Annotated in this window: 23 protein-coding genes and 1 pseudogene; 16 read left to right on the top strand and 8 right to left on the bottom strand. The window is 57.2% G+C overall.

Annotated elements, in window-relative coordinates:
* The first annotated feature begins 333 nt into the window (after positions 1–333).
* The 7 genes from B3849_RS06065 (at position 334) to B3849_RS06035 (ending at position 7673) form a co-directional block, all read left to right on the top strand.
* Positions 334–783, top strand: a complete 450-nt coding sequence (locus tag B3849_RS06065; RefSeq protein ID WP_278424583.1) for a CopD family protein — start codon at positions 334–336, stop codon at positions 781–783.
* Positions 784–906: 123 nt separating this feature from the next.
* Positions 907–2178 carry a transcription termination factor Rho gene (gene rho, locus B3849_RS06060; protein ID WP_005850767.1) on the top strand — a complete coding sequence of 424 codons (1272 nt, stop codon included), beginning with the start codon at positions 907–909 and terminating at the stop codon, positions 2176–2178.
* Positions 2179–2208: 30 nt separating this feature from the next.
* Positions 2209–3495: a tRNA uridine-5-carboxymethylaminomethyl(34) synthesis GTPase MnmE gene (mnmE, locus tag B3849_RS06055; RefSeq protein WP_286779913.1), complete on the top strand. Its 1287-nt coding sequence runs from the start codon at positions 2209–2211 to the stop codon at positions 3493–3495.
* A gap of 14 nt (positions 3496–3509) precedes the next feature.
* Positions 3510–5372, top strand: a complete 1863-nt coding sequence (gene mnmG, locus B3849_RS06050) for a tRNA uridine-5-carboxymethylaminomethyl(34) synthesis enzyme MnmG (protein ID WP_278425895.1) — start codon at positions 3510–3512, stop codon at positions 5370–5372.
* The gene (gene rsmG, locus B3849_RS06045; RefSeq protein WP_278425896.1) at positions 5369–5977 is read left to right on the top strand and encodes a 16S rRNA (guanine(527)-N(7))-methyltransferase RsmG; all 609 of its coding nucleotides are present in this window, start codon (positions 5369–5371) and stop codon (positions 5975–5977) included. Before mnmG ends, rsmG begins: the two co-directional genes overlap by 4 nt.
* A complete protein-coding gene (locus tag B3849_RS06040) occupies positions 5970–6770 on the top strand; it encodes a ParA family protein (RefSeq protein ID WP_005850775.1) in 801 nt (266 codons plus the stop codon). Before rsmG ends, B3849_RS06040 begins: the two co-directional genes overlap by 8 nt.
* 15 nt (positions 6771–6785) lie before the next feature.
* Complete coding sequence (locus tag B3849_RS06035) at positions 6786–7673, top strand: ParB/RepB/Spo0J family partition protein (RefSeq protein ID WP_132997652.1); 888 nt, start codon at positions 6786–6788, stop codon at positions 7671–7673.
* Here B3849_RS06035 and hemW read toward each other — a convergent pair.
* The 3 genes from hemW to rph are packed head-to-tail and all read right to left on the bottom strand — an operon-like array spanning position 7670 to position 10141.
* Positions 7670–8827 carry a radical SAM family heme chaperone HemW gene (gene hemW / locus B3849_RS06030; RefSeq protein WP_286779912.1) on the bottom strand — a complete coding sequence of 386 codons (1158 nt, stop codon included), beginning with the start codon at positions 8825–8827 and terminating at the stop codon, positions 7670–7672. The two genes, B3849_RS06035 and hemW, sit on opposite strands and share 4 nt — an antisense overlap.
* Positions 8820–9431, bottom strand: a complete 612-nt coding sequence (rdgB, locus tag B3849_RS06025) for an RdgB/HAM1 family non-canonical purine NTP pyrophosphatase (RefSeq protein ID WP_037942418.1) — start codon at positions 9429–9431, stop codon at positions 8820–8822. Before rdgB ends, hemW begins: the two co-directional genes overlap by 8 nt.
* Positions 9428–10141 (bottom strand): ribonuclease PH, encoded by a 714-nt coding sequence (gene rph / locus B3849_RS06020; RefSeq protein ID WP_037942417.1) that lies wholly within the window; start codon positions 10139–10141, stop codon positions 9428–9430. Before rph ends, rdgB begins: the two co-directional genes overlap by 4 nt.
* Positions 10142–10271: 130 nt before the next feature.
* Here rph and hrcA point away from each other — a divergent pair, with 130 nt between their 5' ends.
* Together hrcA and B3849_RS06010 are read left to right on the top strand one after the other, a co-directional pair.
* Entirely contained in the window at positions 10272–11306 is a 1035-nt protein-coding gene (hrcA, locus tag B3849_RS06015) for a heat-inducible transcriptional repressor HrcA (RefSeq protein WP_005850786.1), read from the top strand.
* A gap of 9 nt (positions 11307–11315) precedes the next feature.
* A complete protein-coding gene (locus B3849_RS06010; protein WP_005850788.1) occupies positions 11316–11879 on the top strand; it encodes a nucleotide exchange factor GrpE in 564 nt (187 codons plus the stop codon).
* 62 nt (positions 11880–11941) lie between these two features.
* Here the strand turns inward: B3849_RS06010 and mutS are convergent, their stop codons facing one another.
* Positions 11942–14563, bottom strand: a complete 2622-nt coding sequence (gene mutS / locus B3849_RS06005) for a DNA mismatch repair protein MutS (RefSeq protein WP_286779941.1) — start codon at positions 14561–14563, stop codon at positions 11942–11944.
* 201 nt (positions 14564–14764) lie between these two features.
* Here mutS and B3849_RS06000 point away from each other — a divergent pair, with 201 nt between their 5' ends.
* Together B3849_RS06000 and B3849_RS05995 are read left to right on the top strand one after the other, a co-directional pair.
* A complete protein-coding gene (locus B3849_RS06000) occupies positions 14765–17023 on the top strand; it encodes an NADP-dependent malic enzyme (protein WP_005850791.1) in 2259 nt (752 codons plus the stop codon).
* Complete coding sequence (locus B3849_RS05995; protein WP_278425898.1) at positions 17020–17898, top strand: ribokinase; 879 nt, start codon at positions 17020–17022, stop codon at positions 17896–17898. The genes B3849_RS06000 and B3849_RS05995 overlap by 4 nt, the downstream gene beginning before the upstream one ends.
* Before the next feature lie 26 nt (positions 17899–17924).
* Here B3849_RS05995 and msrA read toward each other — a convergent pair whose 3' ends face one another.
* Positions 17925–18590 carry a peptide-methionine (S)-S-oxide reductase MsrA gene (gene msrA / locus B3849_RS05990; RefSeq protein WP_278425899.1) on the bottom strand — a complete coding sequence of 222 codons (666 nt, stop codon included), beginning with the start codon at positions 18588–18590 and terminating at the stop codon, positions 17925–17927.
* Positions 18591–18742: 152 nt separating this feature from the next.
* On the opposite strand from msrA, the gene B3849_RS05985 reads away from it, so the two are divergent.
* The 3 genes from B3849_RS05985 to B3849_RS05975 all read left to right on the top strand — a co-directional run bounded on the left by B3849_RS05985 (position 18743) and on the right by B3849_RS05975 (position 20846).
* Positions 18743–19651, top strand: coding sequence for a D-amino acid aminotransferase (locus B3849_RS05985; RefSeq protein ID WP_278425900.1), 909 nt, complete (start codon positions 18743–18745; stop codon positions 19649–19651).
* The gene (locus tag B3849_RS05980; protein ID WP_037965729.1) at positions 19651–20343 is read left to right on the top strand and encodes a hypothetical protein; all 693 of its coding nucleotides are present in this window, start codon (positions 19651–19653) and stop codon (positions 20341–20343) included. The genes B3849_RS05985 and B3849_RS05980 overlap by 1 nt, the downstream gene beginning before the upstream one ends.
* An 89-nt stretch (positions 20344–20432) precedes the next feature.
* Positions 20433–20846: a DUF7282 domain-containing protein gene (locus B3849_RS05975; protein ID WP_005850801.1), complete on the top strand. Its 414-nt coding sequence runs from the start codon at positions 20433–20435 to the stop codon at positions 20844–20846.
* 59 nt (positions 20847–20905) lie between these two features.
* On the opposite strand, the gene B3849_RS05970 is transcribed toward B3849_RS05975, so the two are convergent.
* Positions 20906–22126 carry an argininosuccinate synthase gene (locus B3849_RS05970; RefSeq protein ID WP_278376238.1) on the bottom strand — a complete coding sequence of 407 codons (1221 nt, stop codon included), beginning with the start codon at positions 22124–22126 and terminating at the stop codon, positions 20906–20908.
* Between the two features lie 125 nt (positions 22127–22251).
* On the opposite strand from B3849_RS05970, the gene ilvA reads away from it, so the two are divergent.
* A complete protein-coding gene (gene ilvA, locus B3849_RS05965; protein WP_278376313.1) occupies positions 22252–23484 on the top strand; it encodes a threonine ammonia-lyase IlvA in 1233 nt (410 codons plus the stop codon).
* Here the strand turns inward: ilvA and B3849_RS05960 are convergent.
* Positions 23447–23812, bottom strand: coding sequence for an Hpt domain-containing protein (locus tag B3849_RS05960; RefSeq protein ID WP_278425901.1), 366 nt, complete (start codon positions 23810–23812; stop codon positions 23447–23449). The two genes, ilvA and B3849_RS05960, sit on opposite strands and share 38 nt — an antisense overlap.
* Before the next feature lie 144 nt (positions 23813–23956).
* On the opposite strand from B3849_RS05960, the pseudogene B3849_RS05955 reads away from it, so the two are divergent.
* A pseudogene (locus tag B3849_RS05955) lies at positions 23957–25204 on the top strand (PP2C family protein-serine/threonine phosphatase); the annotation flags it as partial.
* Positions 25205–25215: 11 nt separating this feature from the next.
* Here B3849_RS05955 and B3849_RS05950 read toward each other — a convergent pair.
* Positions 25216–25662, bottom strand: coding sequence for an NUDIX hydrolase (locus tag B3849_RS05950; protein ID WP_005850812.1), 447 nt, complete (start codon positions 25660–25662; stop codon positions 25216–25218).
* Between the last annotated feature and the right edge of the window lie 52 nt (positions 25663–25714).

Raw genomic sequence — 25714 nt, 5'->3', positions numbered from 1 at the left:
GCGTCGGGAAAACCCCTGCCTGCCAGCGGGAAATTCCAGCTTTATACGGGGCGGCATAAGGATAAATCGCAAACCCCCTGAACGGAGTTAATCCCAAGCTTATCCACAAAGCTACACAGTTTATCCCCTGAAAATTTTTTATTTAAGTATTTGAAAAAGGGTGAATTTATCCGCGCGGCGCCGAGTTATCATCGAGACGGGATTCACAACATGCACAGGTGGATAAATCGAGGTACAAAACAGTAATCCACAGAAAATGATCCCCCTACTTACATCATCATCTTTCTTCTTTTCTTATTTATATTAGTAAGAAGGCACCAACCGGAGTGTGACATGACCGACTTGCTTGCCATCGCCTATCCTTGGGTAAAATCGCTTCATATTATCTCGGTCATTTCGTGGATGGCGGCGCTGTTCTATCTGCCGCGGCTTCTCGTGCATCATACAGAGCAGGTGGGCCAAAGCGGCCAGACCCACGATCTTTTCAAGATGATGGAGTTCAAGCTTGCCACCGTGATCATGCGCCCCGCGATGATCGGCACCTGGATTTTCGGGCTGGCGCTGGTGTTCACACCGGGCATCGTCGACTGGGCCGCTGTGTGGCCCTGGATGAAGGGCGCAAGCGTATTTGCGATGACGGGGTTCCACGGGTGGCTTGTCGGGCGTGTGAAGGCCTTTGCAGCGGGGGAGAACCGGCTGAGCGGTAAACGTTACCGGATCATGAATGAAGTGCCGACGCTGCTGATGATCATCATTGTATTCTCGGTCGTCGTGAAATTCTAAGCTGATTGACGAAACCCGCCATTCTGAGTATGTGTTTCCTGCACCCCGTCCGGGGACCGTATACATCTGCCCATTTTTATGACACGACCCGCCCGCATTCCGGGATCGGAACAGGATATTTCCATGACAACTGAAACACTTAACCTTGCCGATCTAAAGGCGCAGACGCCCAAGAATCTTCTGGCGATGGCCGAAGAGCTTGAGATCGAAAACGCATCGACCATGCGTAAAGGCGAAATGATGTTCCAGATCCTGCGCGAACGTGCGGATGAAGGCTGGGAAATCTCGGGCGATGGTGTGCTGGAAGTGTTGCAGGACGGTTTTGGCTTCCTGCGGTCGCCCGAAGCGAACTATCTGCCGGGCCCCGATGACATTTACGTCTCGCCCGAGATGATCCGCCAGCACTCGCTGCGCACGGGCGACACAATCGAAGGTCTGATCAAAGCGCCGGATGATGCGGAGCGGTATTTCGCGCTGACAGATGTCACCAAGATCAACTTTGAAGAGCCGGAAAAAGCGCGCCACAAGGTGGCCTTTGAAAACCTGACGCCGCTTTACCCTGATGAACGTCTGACGATGGAAGTCGATGATCCGACGATCAAGGACCGGTCCTCGCGTATCATCGATCTGGTATCTCCCATCGGTAAGGGCCAGCGCTGCTTGATCGTGGCGCCGCCACGGACCGGTAAAACGGTTCTGCTGCAAAACATCGCGAATTCGATCGAACAGAACCACCCCGAGTGCTACCTGATCGTTCTGCTGATTGACGAACGCCCCGAAGAAGTCACTGATATGCAGCGTAGTGTCAAAGGAGAGGTTGTTTCTTCGACCTTCGACGAGCCTGCAACGCGCCACGTGGCCGTGTCGGAAATGGTCATCGAAAAGGCGAAACGTCTGGTAGAGCATAAGCGCGACGTTGTGATCTTGCTGGATTCGATCACCCGTCTGGGCCGTGCGTTCAACACGGTTGTGCCGTCGTCGGGTAAGGTTCTGACCGGTGGTGTTGATGCCAACGCGCTGCAGCGCCCCAAACGTTTCTTCGGCGCCGCACGGAACATCGAAGAGGGTGGGTCGCTGACCATTATCGCCACCGCGCTGATCGACACCGGCAGCCGCATGGACGAGGTGATCTTTGAAGAATTCAAAGGGACCGGTAACTCTGAAATCGTGCTGGATCGAAAAATTGCGGACAAGCGCGTCTTCCCTGCGATCGATATTCTGAAATCCGGTACGCGGAAAGAGGATCTGCTGGTCGACAAAAACGATCTGCAAAAGACCTTTGTATTGCGTCGCATTCTGAACCCGATGGGCACGACAGATGCGATTGAATTCCTGATCGGGAAGTTGAAGCAAACCAAGACGAACTCCGATTTCTTCGACTCAATGAATAGCTAAATATTCACTTAAATCAGTGGGTTAAATGATATGGATACGATATTCGCCCAAGCCACAGCGCAGGGGCGGGCCGGTGTTTGCGTCATTCGTATCTCGGGCCCTCAGGCGTTTTTTATCGCTGAAACCATCGCGCAGCCATTGCCCGCCCCGCGGCTGGCCGCCGTGCGGGCAATTAGTGACGCCGATGGGCAGGTCATTGATCGTGCCCTTGTCCTGACTTTCGAAGGCCCGAACAGCTTTACCGGCGAAGACACGGTCGAGCTTCACTTGCATGGCAGCATCGCGGTGGTGCGTGCGGTACTGGCGCTGCTCTCTGGTTTTGACGGCACGCGCCTTGCCGAGCCAGGCGAGTTTACCCGCCGTGCGATGGAGAATGGCAAGCTGGACCTCACACAGGTTGAGGGCTTGGGTGACCTCATCGAGGCAGAGACCGAAGCCCAGCGTAAACAAGCCTTGCGCGTTTTGTCCGGGCACTTGGGTCAAAAGGTCGATATCTGGCGCGAAAAACTGATCCGCGCAGCCGCTCTGCTTGAGGTGACCATCGATTTCGCGGATGAAGACGTTCCCGTCGACGTCTCGCCCGAGGTTACGGAACTGCTGAATGCGGTGAACGCCGATATTCTGGCTGAAATCGCCGGTACCCATACGGCCGAACGTATCCGAACCGGTTTTGAGGTCGCTATCATCGGCCGACCCAATGCCGGAAAATCTACTTTGTTGAACGCATTGGCGGGGCGCGATGCAGCGATCACCTCTGCCGTGGCGGGTACGACGCGCGACGTGATCGAGGTCCGGATGGACCTTGGTGGCCTGCCGGTGACCTTGCTGGATACGGCAGGCTTGCGCGAGGGGGCAGACGAGGTCGAATCCATCGGGATCGACCGCGCGAAAACCCGCGGCGAGCAAGCTGACCTGCGCGTGTTTTTGAGTGAAGAGGGTGAGGAGCTGCCCGTTGCCGCAGTTGCGGATGATATCGTCCTACGACCAAAGGCTGACTTACGCGCTAGCGCTGACAAAGCTATATCTGGTGTGACAGGGCAGGGCGTACCGCAGCTGATAGAAAGAATACAGGCCATCCTCGGGGCACGAAGCCTGAATGCCGGCCTTGCGACGCACGAACGTCACCGCGTTGCATTGCAAAAATCAGCCGAGGGATTAGCCGCTGCGATGTTGGTTCTGGATCACGGCCCCGATCAATATGATATAGCATCAGAAGAACTGCGCCATTCGATTCGCGCGCTTGAGGCGCTGGTAGGCCGAATTGACGTTGAGAACCTGCTGGATGTAATCTTTTCGAGCTTTTGCTTGGGAAAATAGATGGAGTGTTTCACGTGAAACATTTTGACGTGATAGTTATCGGTGGCGGCCATGCCGGAGCCGAAGCGGCCCACGCATCCGCGCGTATGGGCGCGAATACTGCTTTGATCACGATGTCGCGCGATGGGATCGGGGTGATGTCCTGCAATCCGGCTATCGGTGGCCTGGGTAAGGGGCATTTGGTACGCGAGATTGACGCGCTGGATGGCGTTATGGGGCGTGTCGCGGATAAAGCCGGCATCCAGTTCCGTCTTTTGAACCGCCGCAAGGGTCCCGCTGTTCAAGGCCCGCGGGCGCAAGCGGACCGTGCTATCTATCGTAAAGAAATGCTGGCCGAGACCGAACGCCAGGAGAATCTGACCATCGTAGAGGGTGAGGTGACCGACTTCATTCTCGACAATGGCAAGGTTTCTGGTGCCGTTCTTGCCGATGGTGAACAGATCGCAGCGGCTGCGGTTGTTTTGACCACGGGTACTTTCTTGCGCGGGGTCATCCATATTGGGGATGTGTCGCGCTCCGGCGGTCGGATGGGCGATAAAGCCTCCGTCGACCTGGCAAACCGCATTGATTCGTTCAACTTACCACTCGGACGATTGAAAACGGGGACGCCGCCGCGCTTGGACGGACGGACGATTGACTGGGAAAAGCTGGAATCGCAACCCGGGGATGATGAGCCTGTCTTGTTCTCTTTCTTGTCAGAGGCGACGTCGGCCCCGCAAATCTCCTGCGGCATTACGCATACCAATGAAAAAACGCATCAAATTATTCGCGATAACCTGTCGCGCTCCGCGATGTACGGGGGGCATATCGACGGGGTAGGGCCCCGATACTGTCCATCGATCGAAGATAAAGTTGTCCGCTTCGCTGACAAAACCTCGCACCAAGTTTTCCTGGAGCCTGAGGGCGCCGATGACCACACCATCTACCCCAATGGGATTTCGACCTCGCTGCCTGAGGATGTTCAGCTTGCCTATGTTCGGTCGATGGTTGGGTTGGAAAACGTAGAAATCATCCAGCCCGGTTATGCGATTGAATATGACTATGTCGACCCCCGCGCCCTTGATCTGGCCCTTTCCGTGAGGACTGTGCCTGGCCTATATCTCGCTGGTCAGATCAACGGGACAACCGGTTATGAAGAAGCTGCGGCACAAGGTTTGGTTGCCGGATTGAACGCGGCGCTTTCAGCACAGGGTAAAGAGCCGGTGAGGTTCAGCCGCGCCGATAGCTATATTGGCGTGATGATTGATGACCTGACCACCCGGGGTGTGACAGAGCCCTATCGCATGTTCACCTCTCGCGCCGAATTCCGGTTGTCGCTCCGGGCAGATAACGCTGACCAGCGCCTCACCCCTTTGGCGATTGCCTTGGGCTGCGTCTCGCAAGAGCGGGTTGCGCATTTTAACGCCAAAATGGCCAAAATCGACGCAGCGATGGCAGAGCTCACGAAAACGCCCTATGCATCAAAGGCGATCGAGGCGGCGGGGATCAAGGTCAGCCAAGATGGAACGAAGCGGACCGGTTTCCAACTGTTGGCGTTTCCGGATGTGACATTCGAACAGATCGTCTTGATTAATCCAGCGCTTGAAACGGTAGAACCCGAAATCCGCCGTCAGGTCGAGCGGGATGCGCTATATGCAAACTATATCGCGCGTCAGCAACGGGATATCGACCTCCTCCAGAAGGACGAGGCGCATGTTATTCCCGCGAATTTTGATTATGAAGCCATCGACGGACTGTCAAATGAGCTTACCTCGAAGCTGTCGCTGACACGTCCGACCAACCTCGCACAGGCGGCCCGAATTGACGGTATGACACCCTCCGCCTTGACGCTCCTTCTGTCTCACCTCAAGCGCGGCAGCCAGAAGAAGTCTGCATGATGAGCACTTTTGAGGAGGATGTTTCACGTGAAACATTGGAGAAGCTTCAGCATTTCTCGCAATTGGTCGAGAAGTGGACGGCCAAGATTAATCTGATTTCCAAGCCGAGCGTCCCCGAGATGTGGGAGCGCCACATTCTGGATTCACTACAAATCTATTCCCACGCGCCCAATGCGCACCATTGGGTAGATCTTGGAAGCGGTGGCGGTTTTCCGGCAATTGTCGTGGCGCTGATGTCGCAGCAAGAGGAGCGTGCTACGAAATTCACCTTGGTTGAAAGCGACCAGCGTAAATGCGCGTTCCTGAGAACGGCCATTCGGGAGCTTGAGCTGGACGCAACAGTGGTGAACGCGCGGATTGAGGCGATCGAACCCTTGGAAGCAGACGTTCTAAGCGCGCGGGCCCTGTCCGACTTGACCGCTTTGCTCGGCTTTGCAGATCGCCATCTTTTACCTTCTGGCACTGCGCTTTTCCCGAAGGGGGAAAACTGGCGCGCAGAGGATACCGCTGCGAAAGAGACCTGGGCATATACCTGCGACGCGATCCAAAGCCAGACGAACCCATCCGCCGCAATTCTTAAGATCAAGGAAATCAAACATGTCTGATCTGTCTCGACCTTCGGGGCCCAAAATTATTGCGATTGCGAACCAGAAGGGTGGGGTGGGCAAAACCACGACGACGATCAACCTTGCGGCGGCTTTGGTTGAGCAGAAGCAGCGTGTTCTGGTCATTGACCTTGATCCGCAGGGCAACGCGTCAACTGGTCTGGGCATTGAACTGGATGATCGGGAATTTACGACCTACGAGCTTTTGCTTGAGGATATCGACCTGGATCAAGTTATTATGACGACCGAGACAGAGGGCCTGCATATCGTTGCCGCCACTGTCGATCTCAGTTCCGCAGATATGGAATTGATCGCTAATGAAAAGCGTAGTTTTCTTCTGCATGACGCCCTGCGGCAGACGCAGATGGACAGCTACGCCTTCGACTACATTCTGATTGATTGCCCGCCATCGCTGAACTTGCTGACAGTGAACGCGATGATTGCGGCGCATTCGGTGCTCGTCCCGCTGCAAAGCGAGTTTTTCGCACTTGAGGGACTGTCGCAGTTGATGCTCACCATCCGCGAAGTGCGCCAGAGCGGGAACAAGGATCTACGGATCGAAGGAATTTTGCTGACGATGTATGATCAGCGGAACAACCTGTCGCAACAGGTTGAGCAGGACGCCCGAAGCAATTTGGGCGAACTGGTATATAGAACCGTTATTCCGCGCAACGTACGGGTCAGTGAGGCACCCAGTTACGCGATGCCGGTTCTAAGTTACGATAGCGGGTCGAAAGGTGCCAAAGCGTACCGCGATCTGGCGAAAGAAGTACTGGCAAATAGTGCCGTATAAATAAGGGGTCAGGCAATGGCAGATAAAGACAAACGGCGCGGTTTGGGTCGAGGATTGTCAGCTTTGATGGCGGACGTAGCGGAGACACAAACGGTGGCATCAGAAGGCGCGGCGGAACAGTATGTTCCTATTGAAAAAATTTCTCCCAATCCGGAGCAGCCGCGCAAGCGGTTTGATCCGCAGGATTTGGATGATCTTGCAAACTCTATCCGCGAAAAAGGGGTTATCCAGCCGCTGATCGTACGTCGCCGCGATGATGGGACGTTCGAAATTGTCGCGGGTGAACGCCGATGGCGCGCGTCGCAGATGGCGCAGCTGCATGAACTTCCGATCATTGTCCGCGAATTCACCGATGTTGAAGTTCTCGAAGTTGCGATTATCGAGAACATCCAACGGGCGGACCTCAATTCGATCGAAGAAGCGGCGGGCTATCGTCAGCTGATGGACCGTTTTGGCCACACGCAAGAGAAGATGGCGGAAGCCTTGGGCAAAAGCCGCAGTCATATCGCGAACTTGCTGCGCTTGCTAAACTTGCCCGAAAATGTTCTGGAAATGGTGCGTCAGGGCGATCTGACAGCGGGCCACGCCCGGACCTTGGTGCCGTCGAAGAACCCTGAAAAGCTGGCCAAACAGATTATCGCCGGCGGCTTGTCGGTGCGCGCGGCCGAGGCGCTGATCAAGAAAGAGCAGCAAGCCGAGAATGAAGGACCAAACAAGCGGGCGGCGAAATCCTCGAGCGAAAAAGACGCGGACACCCGCGCGCTTGAAGGGGATCTGTCAGCAAACCTTGGTTTGAAGGTAACCCTGAACCACAAGCCGGGGCAGGAGGCGGGCCAGATGGTGCTGCACTACACGACGATGGACGAGCTGGACGAGCTTTGCCAACGTTTGTCGGCCTCTTAATCCGACAAAAGCTCGGCCAGGATCGCGTTTAGCACCATAAAGCCCTGATCCGTCACATAAAGCTGGTCTTTATCCCAAGAAATCATCCCGATGTCCTGCATCTGGGTGATTTTTTTTGTCGAAAGCGGTGCGCCGGAAAGCGCCTCGTACCGACGCAGGTCCACGCCTTCTTTCAGACGAAGCCCCATCATAAGAAACTCGCTACCCTGATCTTCGGTGGTCAAAAGCTCGCGGGGCTTTTCGGTGGCGCCGCTGGCAACAGCGTCAAGCCAGCGTTTGGGGTTGCTAAAACATTCGGTCGCAAAGCGACTGCCGTTTTGGGTCAAGCGCCCGTGGGCCCCCGGACCGATGCCAAGATAATCGCCGTAGCGCCAATATATCAGATTGTGCCGCGATTGCGCCCCGTCGCGGGCGTGGTTCGATACCTCGTAAGAGGGCATGCCCATCTCGCCGCAAATATCCTGAGTGGCCGCATACATATCGGCACCCAGATCATCGCTGGGCAATCCGCGCAGCTTTCCCACTGCATAGCGATCGCCAAAGGCGGTGCCTTGTTCGATGGTCAGTTGATAGAGCGACATATGGTCTATCGCTAGGGATAGGGCCTGTTTCAGTTCGGTCTGCCAGTCGGGCAAGCTCTGGTTCTGGCGACCATAGATCAGGTCAAAACTGACGCGTTCAAAGGTATTACGGGCGATGTCAAAAGCGGCAAGCCCTTCGTCAACCGTATGGATGCGGCCCAGACGTTTCAGGTCCGCATCATTCAGGGCCTGTATCCCCATTGAAATACGGTTGACGCCCGCCTGTCGGAAGGCGGCAAAACGGTCGGCCTCAACCGAACCGGGGTTCGCCTCGAGCGTGATTTCCAGATCATTCGCCGTGGGCCACAGTCGACGGATCGCGGCGATGACATCGGCGACGACATCGGGGTCCATCAGGCTGGGGGTGCCACCGCCGAAAAAGACGGCGTTCAAGACGCGCCCTTGGGTTTCGGCGGCGCCGCGTTCAAGCTCTGCCAGATAGGCATCGCGCCAGGCCCGTTGGTCGATTGTGCGACTAACATGGCTGTTAAAGTCACAATAGGGGCATTTCGCCTCGCAAAACGGCCAATGGATATAAAGGCCAAAGCCCCCCTGGCGCCAATCCTCAGTCAAAGCAGGCAGAGATCAGTTTGGCGAAAGCGTCCGCACGGTGGCTGATTGCGTTCTTGGCGTCGGCGGACATTTCGCCAAAGGTCTGCTCGTGCCCGTCGGGTTGGAACATCGGGTCATAGCCGTGACCGACGTCGCCGCGGATCGGCCAGACAAGCGTGCCGTTCACGCGGCCTTCGAAAATCTCTTCATGTCCGTCGGGCCAGACCAAAACCAGTGTCGCGCAGAACCGCGCGCGGCGCGGGTGGGGGGCGTTTGCCTCTTCCAGCAACCTGTGGGTCTTGGTCATTGCCATGACGAAATCGCGGCCGTTGGGCGTTTCGGACCAATCGGCGGTATAGACGCCGGGGGCATTGTCCAGCGCTTCGACCTCGATCCCGGAGTCATCTGCAAGCGCGGGAAGGCCCGTCGCCGCGACCGCCGCACGGGCTTTGATGCGGGCGTTGCCGATGAAAGTGTTTTCGGTTTCCTCCGGCTCGCCCAGGTTCATCTCGGCTGCCCCTTTGACGGTGACGCCGAAGGGGGCGAAAAGCTCGGTCATTTCCTGCAGCTTGCCAGCGTTGTGGGTGGCGACCAGAATCTGGTCGCCGGTGAATTTACGGGTCATGCGGTGGCTGCCTTCTGCTTCTCGACCAGCTCTGCCACGCCTTTTTCAGCAAGGTCCATCAGCTGGTTCATCTGGTCGCGCGAATAGGTGGAGCCTTCGGCGCTCATCTGGATCTCGATCAATTTGCCGCTGCCGGTCATAATAAAGTTACCGTCCACGCCTGCTTCGGAATCCTCGGGGTAGTCAAGGTCAAGCACGGGCTGGCCCGCATAGATGCCGCAGCTGATCGCGGCGACCGGATCGACCAGTGGGTCGCTGACCACGTCGCCGGCCTTCATCAGCTTGTTCACCGCCAGTTTCAACGCGACCCAACCCCCGGTGATAGAGGCACAACGCGTGCCGCCGTCGGCCTGCAGCACGTCACAGTCGATGGTGATCTGACGTTCGCCCAAGGCGCTACGATCCACGCCGGCGCGCAGGGCGCGACCGATAAGGCGTTGAATCTCAACGGTACGGCCCCCTTGTTTGCCCATTGCCGCCTCGCGGCGCATACGGGTATTGGTGGCACGGGGCAGCATGCCGTATTCCGCCGTGACCCAGCCCAGACCGGAGCCTTTGATGAAGGGCGGCACGCGGTCCTCGATCGTGGCGGTACACAGCACATGGGTGTCGCCCATCTTGATCAGGGCCGATCCTTCGGCGTGTTTGGTGAATCCCGTTTCAATCGATACGGCACGCAGTTCGTCAAGTTTCCGACCAGAGGGGCGCATAGGTATTTCCTTTTCCATTTGCCATTGGGGATAACTCTGCGTTGCGGCGCGATGCAACCCCGATTGACGTTTGCCCCCTGTCGCACATACTTCTCCCACTATGGACAAAACACCGACAGTTTTAGACGAGATGAACGACCGCTCGCGCGAGGTGTTCCGCCGCGTGGTCGAAGGCTATCTGGCGAATGGCGATCCCGTGGGGTCACGCACGCTGACCCGGGATTTCAGCGAAAAGGTCAGCGCGGCCACGATCCGTAATGTGATGCAGGATCTTGAATATATGGGCCTGCTGGGGAGCCCCCATGTGAGCGCGGGTCGTATCCCGACGCAGATGGGGCTGCGCATGTTCGTCGACGGCATGATCGAGATCGGCGATCCAACCGAGACGGACCGTGAAAAGATCGACGCGACCGTTGGCAGCAACAACGCCGATGTCAGCGGCATTCTTGATCGGGTGGGGTCGGCGCTGTCCGGCGTGACCCAGGGCGCCTCGCTTGTGCTGACGCCCAAGCACGAGGCGCCGATCAAGCATATCGAATTTGTTTCACTGTCTCACGATAGGGCGCTGGTCGTTCTGGTCTTTTCCGACGGTCACGTGGAGAACCGGTTGTTCACACCGCCGCCGGGCCAGACCCCCAGCAGCATGCGTGAAGCCGCGAATTTCCTGAATGCGCTGGTCGAGGGGAAAACCATCTCGGAATTGCAGCGCACCATCGCGCATGAGATCAGCCAGCGGCGTCAGCAGATCGATGTTCTGGCGCAGCAGCTTGTCGAAAGCGGTCTGGCGCTGTGGCAGGGCGAAGGGGAATCCCCCGAGCGGTTGATCGTGCGTGGACGGTCGAATCTGATCAACACCGAAGGCGAGGCCGAGAACGTCGAATTGATCCGCCAGCTGTTTGACGACCTTGAACGCAAGCGCGATATCGCGGAATTCCTCGAATTGGCCGACGCGGGCGACGGTGTGCGCATTTTTATTGGTTCTGAGAATAAACTTTTTTCACTTTCGGGTTCCTCTCTGGTCGTTTCCCCTTATATGAACGCTGATCGTAAGGTGATCGGGGCGGTCGGTGTGATCGGCCCCACGCGCCTTAATTATGGACGTATCGTGCCGATTGTGAATTACACGGCGCAGCTGGTTGGAAAGCTGATTTCGAACCGCAGCTAGAGGTGAATTATGGCAGAGCCGAAAGAGAACGAATTTCTGGATGATATCGATGACGCAGAGGCCGAAGCCTATGCCGACGAGATGTCCGAAATTGACGACGAAGCGCTGGAACTGGACGAATTGCGTGCCGAGCGTGACCAGCTGAAAGACCGTTTCATGCGGGCCCTGGCCGACGCAGAGAACGCGCGTAAACGGTCTGACAAGGACCGTCGCGAGGCGGAAAACTATGGCGGGTCGAAACTGGCGCGCGACATGCTGCCGGTCTACGACAATATGAAACGCGCCCTGGAAGCCGCTACAGAAGAGCAGCGCACCATTTCCGGCCCGTTGCTGGAAGGGATCGAACTGACGATGCGCGAGTTGCTGAGCGTGTTCAAGAAGCACGGCATCGAAGTCATTTCGCCCGCAGTGGGTGACAAGTTCGATCCGCAGCATCATCAGGCGATGTTCGAGGCGCCCGTGCCCGACACCAAAGCAGGCGATATCATCCAGGTCGCCGCCGAAGGTTTCATGTTGCACGACCGTCTGCTGCGTCCGGCGCAGGTCGGCGTTTCCTCTACCCCCGCAGGGTAAACGCCCGGGATAGAGCGGCCCTTCGGGGAGGATTTAACACCATTTGGAAGCGAGGGAGGCGGTCAGCTTTTGGCCGCCTCTTTCAATTTATAGAGCAGGTCGAGCGCTTCACGTGGAGAGAGCTCGTCGGGGATAATCTCGGCCAGGGTTTCTTCGAGCTTGGAGCTTTGTTTTGGTTGAGGCGCAGGTGCCGGTGCCACGGCAAACAGGGGCAGATCGTCGATCAGGGTTTTCTGCGTCGCGCCGCCTTCGCGTTCGCCCTTTTCCAACGCTTCAAGCACGACGCGTGCGCGCGCGATGACGGAAGGCGGCAAGCCGGCCAATTGCGCGACCTGCACACCGTAGGACCGATCGGCGGCGCCTTTGCGGACCTCGTGCAGGAAGATCACCTCTCCGTCCCATTCCTTGACCGCGACGGTGGCGTTATCGACCCCGCCCAGCTTGTTCGAAAGCGCGGTCATTTCATGGTAGTGTGTGGCGAACAATGCGCGAGAGCGGTTGATATCGTGCAGATGTTCCAGCGTGGCCCAGGCGATGGACAGGCCGTCGTAAGTCGCCGTGCCGCGCCCGATTTCGTCCAGGATCACAAGTGCGCGGTCGTCTGCCTGATTGAGGATTGCGGCGGTTTCGACCATTTCGACCATAAACGTGGAACGGCCCCGTGCCAGATCGTCAGAGGCGCCGACCCGGCTGAAAATCTGGCTGATCAGGCCGATGTGCGCGCTGGCGGCAGGCACGTAGCTGCCCATTTGCGCCATCAGGGCGATGATTGCGTTCTGCCGCAGGAAGGTCGATTTACCCGCCATGTTAGGGCCGGTCAGCAGCCAGATATTCGCGTTGTCGCCATCGGCCGACAGGGTGCAATCGTTGGCGATAAAGGGGCTGCCGGATTGCTGGGCCAAGGCGCGTTCCACGACCGGGTGGCGGCCCCCCTGAATGTCGAAGGCACGTGAATTATCGACGCGGGGTTTCACCCAGTTTTCGGACTGCGCCAGATCGGCCAGACCAGTGGCCAGATCAATCTCGGCCAATCCAGCCGAGGCGACACCGATCGGGCCGGAGTGATCCAGAATGGCGCGTTTCAACGTTTCATAAAGCCGCTTTTCAATCTCCAGCGCGTGGTTGCCCGCGTTGAGGATCTTTGTCTCCATCTCTGACAGCTCCACGGTTGTGAAACGGACCTGATTGGCGGTGGTCTGACGGTGGATAAAGGTATCGGACAGCGGCGCCGACAGCATTTTCTCGGCGTGAGTCGCTGTGACTTCGGCGAAATACCCAAGCACGTTGTTGTGTTTGATCTTCAACGTCGAGATACCGGTGAGCGTGATGAAATCCTGCTGCATCTGGGCAATGACGCTGCGGCCTTCGTCCCGCAGGGTGCGCACCTCGTCCAGCTCGGCGTCATACCCCGGCGCGATAAAGCCGCCGTCGCGGGCCAGCAGGGGGGGCTCGGCGATCAGCGCATCGTCGAGCAGATCAATCAGGCTGTCATGGCCGGTAAGCCCTTTGGCGGCCTGGGCCAGCAGATCGGGCAGGGCGGCGGTTTGCATCTTGTCGGCCAGATGACTGGCTTCGGTCAGGCCGTTGCGGATGGCGGCAAGGTCACGGGGGCCGCCACGGTCCAGCGACAGGCGCGACAGGGCGCGGTCCAGATCAGGGACGTTGCGCAGATGCTGGCGGATGTCATTGCGGATCGACGGTGTGTCATAGGCAAAGCTGATCGCGTCCAGACGGGATTGAATCGTCTCTAACACACGGGAAGGTGATGAAATGCGCCGTTCCAGCAGCCGGGCACCGCCGGCGGTCACTGTCTTGTCCATGACGGACAACAGCGTGCCGGCGCGACCACCGGTCAGCGCATGTGTCAGTTCAAGATTGCGACGTGTGGCAGCGTCGATCTGCACGCTGCGGGACTCGGCCTCTTTCTGCGGCGGGCGCAGGAGGGGAAGTTTGCCCTTCTGTGTAATCTCGAGGTAGTCGATGATCGCGCCCATGGCCGAGATATCGGCGCGTTCAAAGCTGCCGAAGGCGTCGAGCGACCCGATGCCGAACAGATCGCAGACCCGTTTTTCAGCGCTGCTGCTGTCAAAGGCAGAGCGCGCGATAGGGGTCAGCGCGATGTCGAAATCAGAGACTAATTCACGCAAATCAGCCTCTTTCGCTTCTGACACGATCAGCTCTGACGGGGACAGGCGGGCCAGTTCGGGGCCAAGGCGCGACAGGGTCAGGGGCATCACGTGAAACGCACCGGTCGAAATATCGACCCAGGCCAGCGCATGACCATCGCGGACCTCTGCAAATGCGGCCAGATAGTTGTGGCGCCGCGCTTCGAGCAGGGATTCCTCGGTCAATGTGCCGGGGGTGACCAGCCGCACGACATCGCGTTTGACCACGGATTTATAGCCGCGTTTCTTCGCCTCTGCCGGGCTTTCCATCTGTTCGCAGACCGCCACGCGGAAGCCTTTGCGGATCAGCGTCAGCAAATACCCTTCGGCGGCATGGACCGGAACGCCGCACATGGGGATGTCTTCGCCCCCGTGTTTGCCGCGTTTGGTCAGCGCGATATCCAGCGCTTCAGCCGCGGCGACGGCATCGTCAAAGAACATCTCGTAGAAATCGCCCATGCGGTAGAACAGCAGCGCTTCGGCGTACTGGGATTTCAGCTCTAGATATTGCGCCATCATTGGCGTGATTTTTTCTTCGGTCACCCTGCGCCCCCGGTTCGAGTTAACGTTGTGTACAAAACCGCGCCTCCGGACGAAAGGGCGGACCGGCGTTGCACGCGAGGCGTCGCCGCGACGTCGTGCAAACCGTGAGCGCCATCATGATTGTGTGAGGGGCCGATCGGCGATATCAAGCGGGAAACCATGAGGAAAGCCGTTCTAGTGACCAAAAACCGCATCACGTCCGAAGAGGCGCTCGCCTTTCACCTTGAACCCACGCCGGGCAAGTTCGAAATCACCGCAACCGTCCCGATGACGACCCAGCGGGATCTGAGCCTCGCCTATTCCCCCGGTGTTGCCGTTCCCTGTGAGGCGATCGCTGAAAATCCCGAGCTGGCATATGACTATACCAACAAGGGCAATATGGTCGCGGTGATTTCCAACGGCACTGCCGTTTTGGGCTTGGGCAACCTTGGTGCGCTGGCGTCGAAACCGGTGATGGAGGGCAAGTCGGTGCTGTTCAAACGGTTCGCCGACGTGAATTCGATCGACGTCGAGCTGGACACCGAAGACCCCGAGGCATTCATCAACGCGGTCAAGCTGATGGGGCCGACGTTCGGCGGGATCAACCTTGAGGATATCAAGGCGCCGGAATGTTTCATCATCGAACAGCGTCTGAAAGAAGAGATGGATATTCCCGTCTTTCACGATGACCAGCACGGCACCGCGGTGATCTGTGCTGCCGGTCTGCTGAACGCTTTGCGCATTTCAGGCAAGAAGATCGAAGATGTGCAGATTGTGTTGAACGGTGCGGGGGCGGCGGGGATCGCCTGTCTTGAACTGCTCAAGGCGATGGGGGCCAAGCATAACAACTGTATCATGTGCGATACAAAAGGTGTGATCTATCAGGGCCGTACCGAGGGTATGAACCAGTGGAAGTCGGCCCATGCCGCGCAGACCGAGCTGCGCACGCTGGAAGAGGCGATGAAGAACGCGGATGTGTTCCTGGGTGTGTCGGTCAAAGGGGCGGTGACGCCCGCGATGGTCGCCAGCATGGCGGATAATCCGGTGATCTTCGCGATGGCGAACCCCGATCCTGAAATCACGCCGGAGGAAGCGCACGAGGTGCGCCCCGATGCGATTGTCGCCACAGGCCGCAGTGATTACCCCAATCAGGTAAACAACGTTTTGGGCTTTCCTTACCTGTTCCGCGGGGCGCTGGATATCCACGCCCGCGCCATCAACGACGAGATGAAGATCGCCTGCGCTCACGCTTTGGCCGATCTGGCACGCGAGGATGTGCCGGACGAAGTGGCGCTGGCCTATGGCAAGAACCTGAGCTTTGGCCGGGATTACATCATCCCGACGCCGTTCGATCCGCGTCTGATCCATCGTATTCCGCCTGCTGTTGCACGTGCAGGTATGGACACCGGCGCCGCGCGGCGCCCGATCATCGATATGGACGCCTACGAGTTGAGCCTGAAGTCGCGGATGGACCCGACGGCGAATATCCTGCGCGGGATCAACGCCCGTGCGCGGGCCAATCAGGCGCGGATGATCTTTGCCGAAGGGGATGACCCCAAGGTTCTGCGGGCGGCGGTGATGTATCAACGCTCCGGTCTGGGCAAGGCGCTGGTGGTCGGACGTGCTGACGACGTAAAGGCCAAGCTGACGGCGGCGGGGATGGAGGATGCCTACCGCGAGCTTGAGGTCGTGAATGCGGCCAATACCCAACACCTGGAGACGTATAAATCATTCCTTTACAATCGCTTGCAGCGCAAAGGGTCGGATAGCAAGGATATCCACCGTCTGGCCGCCCGTGACCGCCACGTCTTTGCCGCCTTGATGTTGGCGCACGGGCATGGCGATGGTCTGGTGACCGGTGCAACCCGCAAATCCGCCCATGTGCTTGAACGGCTGAACCACGTGTTCGATGCCAATGCAAAACACGGCGCCGTCGGGATCACTGCGCTGCTGCACAAGGGGCGGATTGTGTTCATCGGCGATACGCTGGTGCATGAATGGCCGAACGAAGAAGACCTTGCGAATATTGCTGAAAAAGGGGCCAAGGTCGCCCGCCACATGGGGCTTGAGCCGCGGGTTGCCTTCGTCAGCTTCTCTACCTTTGGCTATCCCGTGTCCGAGCGGGCAGAAAAGATGCAGCGTGCCCCCGATGTGCTGGATGCACGCGGGGTCGATTTCGAATACGAAGGCGAAATGACCGTTGATGTGGCGCTGAATGCCGAAAGCCAGAAGAACTATCCGTTCTCGCGGCTGACAGGGCCTGCGAATATCCTCGTCGTGCCGGCGCGGCATTCGGCCAGTATCTCGGTCAAATTGATGCAGGAAATGGCGGGGGCCACAGTAATCGGCCCGATCCTGACGGGGTTGGACAAGTCGATCCAGATCTGTTCGACCACATCCACCGCGAATGACATCCTGAACATGGCTATTCTGGCGGCCTGCAAGGTCGGCGAATGATCTGGAACCTCGGCTCTATCAACGCGGATAATTTCTACTATCTGCGGCATCTGCCGGCGCCGGGGGAAACGATTGCCGCGCATGATTTCCGGCAAGGGTTGGGCGGGAAGGGGGCCAATATGTCGGTCGCCGCCGCCCGCGCCGGAACGCGCGTTATGCATATCGGCGCCGTGGGGCCGGACGGTAAATGGACCGTGGACCGCTTGTTGGAATATGGCGTCGAAACGCAGCATATCAGCATGATCGACACGGCCACCGGTCACGCGAATATCTGTGTGGCCGAGGATGGCGAAAACTCTATCGTCTTGTTTTCAGGGGCCAATCACCAGATCACCACCCAGATGATCGGGGCCGCCCTGGCAGAGGCATCGCCCGGTGACTTTCTGCTGATGCAGAACGAAACCCTGGGCCAACGCTTTGCCGCGCAGACCGCGCATACTTTGGGCCTGCGCGTCGCTTATGCCGCCGCGCCCTTTGATGCTGAGATCGTGGCGCAGGTTCTGCCCGACATCGATCTGCTGGTGTTGAACGAGGTCGAGGCAGAGGCGCTTGAAAAAACCACAGGTGCCCGCATCGACGCGCTGCCGGTCGACGATATTATCGTGACCTTGGGCGCTGAGGGGTGCAAATGGGTCTCTAGCAAGGCGAAAACGGTGCAAAGCTTTCCGGCCTATCCGGTCAAAGCCATCGATACCACGGGCGCGGGGGACACGTTTACCGGCTATCTGATCGCCGCCTTGGACCGCAAACTGTCGATGCCGGATGCGATTGCGCTGGCGATGCAAGCTGGCGCCTTGATGGTCATGCGGCAAGGGACAGCGGATGTGATCCCGGACCTCAAAGACATCCAGGATCACGGTTTTGACGAAGATTAACGCTCGCGATTAACGCGGGGTTAGCGTTATTTCGCAAAGGGCGCAGCGTTGCCCCAAAGCTGTTTCACGCGCTGGTCGCGCCCGCAGCCGTTGCGATAGCGCTTGTAGGCGACGGATTTCTTCACGCCCAAGCCGACGCTGGTAAAGGCCAGACGTTCATCGCTTTTGTAGTAATCCTGATGGTAGGCATCGGCGGGGTAGAACGCGGCTTTGCCCAAGATCGGGGTTACGACGTTCTTGCCCAAAGCGGCCTGCGCATCGGCCTTGGCCTTTTCTGCAGCGGCCTTCTGCCCGTTACCGTCGGCAAAAATCGCGGTGCGGTAGCTATCGCCGCGGTCGCAGAATTGCCCGCCCGCGTCCGTCGGATCAACCGACCGGAAGAACATCGACAGCAACTGGTCCGCAGACACCACCGCCGGATCATACTGGATCTGCGCTGCTTCATAGTGTCCGGTGCCGCCGGCGACGACCTGTTTATAGGTGGGGTTTTTCACGCTTCCGCCTGCAAAACCCGATACGACCTCTTTCACACCTTTCACGCTTTCAAAGTCCGCTTCAACGCACCAAAAGCAGCCGCCCGCGACCAAAAGCGTCTCTGTTCCGGCGGCTTTTGCGGTTGTCGCCTGTGCTGCAAGACCCAGACCAATGGCGGCGCTTAACGCGATCATGCGCATATTTGTGGCAAATCCCATGGAATACTCTCCTTTGTTTTGCCTGACGGTGACCGCAATGTTTGTGCGACGCAACTCAGGTGCCCGTGATGTCACGGCCAAGTGATGTCGGTTTCACCCTTGGCCCCGCGGCACGAAGTTCTTAGCGTCAGCCCCAAAGAAGGAGCAATTTGATGCAAACCCACGTCACCACGCACCAAGCCGAAGAAGATGCCCGCAATGAAGACATTTTGATCTATTTAAACGGTCAAATTGTCCCCAAGGCACAGGCCGTGGTCAGCGTCTATGACAGCGGTTTCATGCTGGGCGACGGCATCTGGGAAGGGCTGCGGCTGTATGATGGTACATGGGCCTTTCTAGACGATCACTTTGACCGCCTGTTCGAGGCGTCCAAAGCCATTGACCTTGACATCGGGATGACGCGCGACGCCCTGATTTCAGCCTTGTTAGAGACGCAAAAGGCCAATGGCATGACCACCGATGCCCACGCGCGCCTGATGATCACCCGGGGGCCAAAAACGCGACCCTTCCAGCACCCGTCGCTGTCGCAATCGGGCCCCACCATCACGATCATTATGGAACACTCGCGCCCGAATATGCCGCGCCCGATCCGGCTGGCCACAGTGCCGCATCTGCGCGGGCTGCCGATGACGCAGGACCCAAAGCTGAATAGCCATTCCAAATTGAACTGTATTCTCGCGTGTATTGCCGCGGAAAAAGCGGGTGCCGACGAAGGGCTGATGCTGGATATTAACGGTTTCGTGAATACAACCAACGCCTGTAACTTTTTCATCGTCCGCAAAGGGGAGGTTTGGACCAGCACCGGCGATTACTGCATGAATGGAATCACCCGTCAGAAGGTGATCGACCTGTGTCGCGCCAATGATATCCCGTGTTTCGAAAGGAATTATTCATTGGTCGACACCTATGGTGCTGACGAGGCCTTCTTGACCGGCACATTCGGGGCGCAAACACCTGTCGCGATGATCGATGGCCGTCAGATTGGCACGGGCGACATGGGGCCGGTAACAAAAAAGCTGCGCGGCTTGTACAAAGACCTGATCGCAAAGGAATGTGCCTGATGCGTATCGCAATGTGGTCCGGCCCGCGCAATCTGAGCACGGCGATGATGTATAGCTTCGGAAACCGGGCCGATTTCACCGCGATGGATGAACCGTTCTATGCGCCGTATCTTAAGGCTACCGGTGCCGATCATCCGATGAAAGATGAAATTATCGCGGGCCATGAATGCGACCCTTTGAGCGTCGCGGCGCGCTGCGCAGAGCCGGGCACGCCGCATCGCTACATGAAACACATGCCCCATCATATGATTGACGGGTTTCCGATGGATTGGGCAGAGGGCTGCGTGCATGTCCACCTGATACGCCACCCCGCCCGCGTGATCGCGAGCTATACCGCGAAACGGGAAGCGCCGAATTTTAATGATATCGGCTATGGTCAACAGACCGCGCTGTACGATCAAATCGGGGGGCTGGTCATCGATTCCGCTGATATTCGCGCGAACCCCGAAGGCATGTTGCGTAAACTCTGTGATGCCATCAACCTGCCCTTCGATCCGGCAATGCTATCCTGGGCGGCGGGCCCACGTGCCGAAGATGGTATCTGGGCCTCACATTGGTATGGTGCCGTGCACAAAAGCACCGGTTTCGCAGGGGCGGAGGGGCCGTTACCCAGGCTTGAACCTGCCGCAGAAGCGCTGTGTGCCAAAGCCCTTCCACATTATCAAAAGCTTTATGATCAACGGCTTAGGTGATTTCGGGTAAAAATCTTCGATTTATCGAAACTAAATCATCTCATGTTGCGTGAATTATCAGGAAGAACCACGCAACAAGGAGATTTAACATGAAGATGTTTACAGCAACCGCTCTGGCTCTCACGCTTGCCACGGGTACAGCCTTCGCCGCCGCACACAGCAACGCGATGGTCGAAGCGATGGATCAAGATGTATCCAACGGTGTGGTCAGCGCCGATAAGGTGATGGCAACTGAAAACGGCTGGATGGTCGTTCACCGCACAGATGCCGAGATGAAACCCGGCCCCGTTGTCGGCTACGCGCCTCTGCGTGCGGGTGAAAACGTCGACGTTGCCGCCATTCTGCAAGAAGAGGTGAAATCCGGCGATATGTTGATGCTCATGGTCCACTCCGAAGAGGGCGGCATGAAAACCGGCGGCTTTGAATACACATTGGGTGCCAAAGAAGACGGCCCGATCAAGCCAGACGGTAAATTGGTGATGACGGTTATTACTGCAGAGTAAACCGTTCTAACCCAAAAGAAGGCCCGGACAGAATATCCCCCTGTCCGGGCCTTTTTTGTTTACCCTTTGAGGCGCTTATCGCGTGCGGCCAAGAGCTTGAGACGCAGCGCGTTCAGCTGAATGAAGCCCGCCGCGTCTTTTTGATCATAGGCACCAGCGTCATCTTCAAATGTCACGTGGGCTTCGGAATACAGCGAATGATCCGACCAGCGGCCGACGGTACGCACGTGGCCTTTGTACAATTTCAGTCGAACTGTACCGGTTACATGGGTTTGCGAGGCATCAATCGCCGCTTGCAGCATGGTGCGCTCGGGGCTGTACCAGAAGCCGTTATAGATCAGCTCCGCATAGCGCGGCATCAGCTCGTCTTTCAGGTGCATCGCCCCACGGTCGAGGGTGATCGATTCGATCCCGCGGTGTGCTTCAAGCAGCAAGGTGCCGCCCGGCGTTTCGTAAATACCGCGGGATTTCATCCCGACAAAACGACCCTCGACAAGGTCAAGGCGCCCGCAGCCATGTTTGCCGCCAAGTTCGTTCAGTTTAGCCAGAAGTGTCGCGGGCGACATGGCTTCGCCGTTGATGCTTACCGCATCGCCACATTCAAACCCGATTTCCACATACTCGGGCGTATCTGGTGCTTGCTCTGGCGAGACGGTGCGCTGGTACACATAGTCGGGCGCGTCCACGGCCGGATCCTCCAGCACTTTGCCTTCCGAAGAGGTGTGCAGCAGGTTCGCGTCCACGCTAAACGGCGCTTCACCACGTTTGTCCTTCGCCACAGGGATCTGATGTTTTTCGGCAAATTCGATCAATTTAGTCCGGCTGGACAGGTCCCATTCCCGCCATGGCGCGATCACCTTGATGTCGGGGTTCAACGCATAGGCCGCCAATTCGAAGCGAACCTGATCGTTGCCCTTGCCTGTCGCGCCGTGCGCAACGGCGTCGGCACCGGTTTCGGCGGCGATTTCAACAAGGCGCTTGGAAATCAGAGGGCGCGCGATGGAGGTGCCCAACAGGTAGAGGCCTTCATAGACCGCATTGGCGCGGAACATGGGGAAGACGAAATCGCGCACGAATTCTTCACGCACGTCTTCCACGTAAATCTCGGATGCGCCCATCATTTCAGCTTTGGCGCGGGCGGGCTCAAGCTCTTCGCCTTGGCCGAGGTCAGCGGTAAAGGTAACCACCTCGCAGCCATATTCGGTTTGCAGCCATTTCAGGATGATCGAGGTATCAAGCCCACCAGAATAGGCGAGCACAACTTTTTTGGGCGCGGACATGATGTTTCCTTTTCGGTTTGCACCGCGAAGTACCTGTTTTTCAAGGCGTGAGCAAGATTGAAGGCTGCGTTGACCGCGTCACCTGGGAATCGTATCGACAAGTATTCAACGGGAAGGTCGATGAGATGACAGATATGTTTAAAACTGCAGCACGCAGCGCAGCGCAACAGATGCGAGAGGTGTTTCCCGCCACCCCCTTGATGCGCAACGAACATCTGTCAGAAAAATATGACGCTGACATATGGTTGAAACGCGAAGACCTAAGCCCCGTTAGATCATATAAGTTGCGCGGAGCGTTCAACGCGATGCGCAAAGTGATCCCCGAGAAGTCTGTTTTCGTTTGTGCAAGCGCGGGCAACCACGCCCAAGGTGTTGCATTTATGTGCAGTCATTTCGGTGTGAAAGGTGTGATTTTCATGCCCGTCACGACGCCTCAACAGAAAATTCAGAAAACCAAGATGTTTGGTGGGCTTCAGGTCGAGGTTCGCTTGATCGGCGACTACTTTGACAAAACGCTCTCCGCGGCGCAGCAGTATTGCGTGGAAGAGGGCGCGCATTTTCTGTCTCCTTTCGATGATGAAGATGTCATAGAGGGGCAAGCCTCCGTTGCGGTTGAAATAGAGGAGCAGTTAGGGCGCGTGCCCGACCACATTCTGCTTCCCGTTGGTGGCGGCGGTCTTTCGTCCGGCGTTTACAGCTATTTTCAAAATGAGTGCCGGTATAGCTTTGTTGAACCTGAAGGGGCCCCTAGTTTGGCCAAAGCTTTGGCCGCGGGTGCACCGGTGGATGTGTCTCCTATCAATAGTTTCGTCGATGGGGCCGCGGTCGCAAAAATTGGCCAACGTAACTTTTCACGGTTGGATCGTGTCGCAGAGAGTGAAGTGATCCATCTGGCCGAGGACCGCATCTGCGTCACGATCATCGAAATGCTGAATGTTGAAGGCATCGTATTAGAACCTGCTGGTGCCCTTTCTATTGAGGCGCTGGGCGAAGTAGCTGACCAGATCAAGGGCAAGACCGTTGTATGCGTAGCATCCGGCGGAAACTTCGATTTTGAGCGTCTGCCAGAGGTGAAAGAGCGGGCGCAGCGGTACTCCGGCGTCAAGAAATATTTTATTCTGAGGATGCCGCAGCGCCCTGGTGCGCTGAAAGAATTCTTGAGCATTCTCGGCCCGGACGATGACATCTGTCGGTTTGAATACCTGAAGAAGTCTGCGCGAAACTTCGGCTCTGTTCTGATCGGAATTGAAACACGAAGCCCTGAAAGTTTTGGGCCGTTCTTGGCGCAACTGAAGGACGCAGGGTTTACCTATACGGACATCACGAATGACGAAACCTTGGCTCAATTTGTTCTATAGGCGCACTGCAGGTCTCCGTGTTCGATAGGAAATGTTCTTTCGATTTTTCATAGCTGGTAAGGATCTCCTTCCAAAAAGATGTGATTTGCTGGCTGCCGGCAAAATTGCCTTCGGCCTGCGCACATTGTTCTGACAATTCGACAAACCCCACGCTTAATGCGCTGCCCTTCACAAAGTGAAGTATGTCACGAAACTGATCGGTCGTTACGCCCATCGTTAGTTGAGCATTGGCTTCTTCCACCTCCTTAAAAAACACGCACATAATTGTGCTGAAGTCGTCGCGCCCAACAGCGGTTTGCAAGGTCGCGACCTGTTCCCAGTCAATCACTGATTCGCCCTCTTTCTCCGGCCAATGTGGGGCAAAATTCTTAACAAAGCGTGCAGGGCGATCATCACTTAAAAACTTTTGGGCTTCACCGAATCTTAATCTGTCGTTGGCTAGGCTCGGGGTGAAGTTGTCGAAAGCTTGTGTATGTTGCAGAACAAGATTGAAAAAATTGCCCGACCAAAGACGCCGCAGCGGTTTCGCGCGATCAAAACAGCTATGGTTGTCGACGATAGCGCGCTGCAGCGGCGAATCTTGATGGCGACACTGTCGCGATGGGGATTCGACGTACAGGAAGCGGCCTCTGCTGAAGAAGCATTGGCGGTCTGCGAACAAAATCTACCAGATCTGATCATCAGCGACTGGATTATGCCAGGTATGTCGGGGCTGCAATTTTGCGAGGCGTTTCGCAAACTTTCGAAGGGCAGCTACGGGTACTTCATTTTACTGACGGCAAAATCTGATAAATCCGAGGTGGTTAAAGGGTTGGACAGCGGTGCGGACGATTTTGTCAGCAAGCCAGTCAACGTTGACGAGCTACGCGCGCGAATTATGGCCGGCGAACGCATTTTGACGATGCAGCGTGAATTATCGTCGAAAAACCGTGTCATCAGTGAAGCTCTGGACGCGTTGCAAAACGTACATGACGCATTGGATCGGGACCTAGACGAGGCGCGAAAGTTTCAGAAATCCCTTTTGCAGGAACCCCACTGCGCCTTCGATGCGGGTGCCGTGTCTTTGATGCTCAGGTCTAGCGGGCATGTAGGGGGCGATCTGGTGGGATATTTCACAGCGGGAAATAGCATCGGGATCTACGGGCTAGATGTGTCCGGTCACGGGGTGAGCTCGGCCCTGATGGCCGCCCGTTTGGCCGGTATATTTTCCGCCGTCGCACCTGAGCAAAACCTGGCATTGGCACGCCAATCTGACGGGACGTATAAAATGCGCCCGCCCGACCAAGTAATCGCCGAGATGAACAGCCTAGTGCTCTCTGACATGGAATCGGAGCAGTATTTCACACTTTTTCTGGCGGAAATTGAACTTGATACCGGCAGGATCAGGGCAACTCAGGCCGGCCACCCGCACCCCTTCATTCAGCGACGCAATCGCAGGTTGGAAAACTTCGGGAGAGGCGGGCTGCCCGTAGGGCTGATTGCCGATGCGCAATATGAAACAGTCGCGAGCCAGCTTTATCCTGGCGACCGTCTGATCGTGCTTTCCGACGGGGTGACGGAATGTCCTGACCCGATTGGGCAAATGCTTGACGATAATGGTCTAAATCAGGTTCTACATGATCTGCACCCCATCAGGGGGCCGCTTTTCTTTGACGCGCTCACGTCGCGCCTAGAAGATCATGCGGGGACGGCTGACTTTCCTGATGATGTTTCCGGCATCTGCTTCGAATTTCAGGACCTTGCCGCCAGAAACCGTTCAAGAAAGTGCCGATCCCCATCGTTGCCTAGCACCGAAACGGCCTCTTCCCCCGACAGAACAACTGTTGCGTGGTCAGGCTCTATCGGGGGGGCAATATGACGGACGGGATGGGCGACATAGACATGGCAAATTTTCTCGGCCCAGATGTCATACTCCGGCATATAGACGTATCGTCGGAATGCGCCCAACCGCCGAGGGCGCGCAATGGTCCAGCCAATCTCTTCCATCACCTCGCGGTGGAGCGTTTGGAGAGGCGATTCACCGGGGTCAATGCCACCGCCTGGCAACTGAATATCAACATGTGGCCTAAGCTGGGCGGTCATCAAAAAGCGGCCCTTGAGGGGCAAAATCGCATAGGCTCCGGGACGCGACGTGTATGTTTTTCCCGGAATGGGCGGTTCCCCAACGCGTCGCATCATATGACTCCCCCTTTTCGCACGGCTTGTTGCCCTTATATAGACGCGGTATGCC

It is taken from the genome of Sulfitobacter sp. UBA4523 (genome assembly GCF_002388305.1).
Classification (GTDB): domain Bacteria; phylum Pseudomonadota; class Alphaproteobacteria; order Rhodobacterales; family Rhodobacteraceae; genus Sulfitobacter; species Sulfitobacter pontiacus.
The sequence above is the reverse complement of the archived record's forward strand: the minus strand, read 5'-3'. Positions and strand labels throughout refer to the sequence as shown.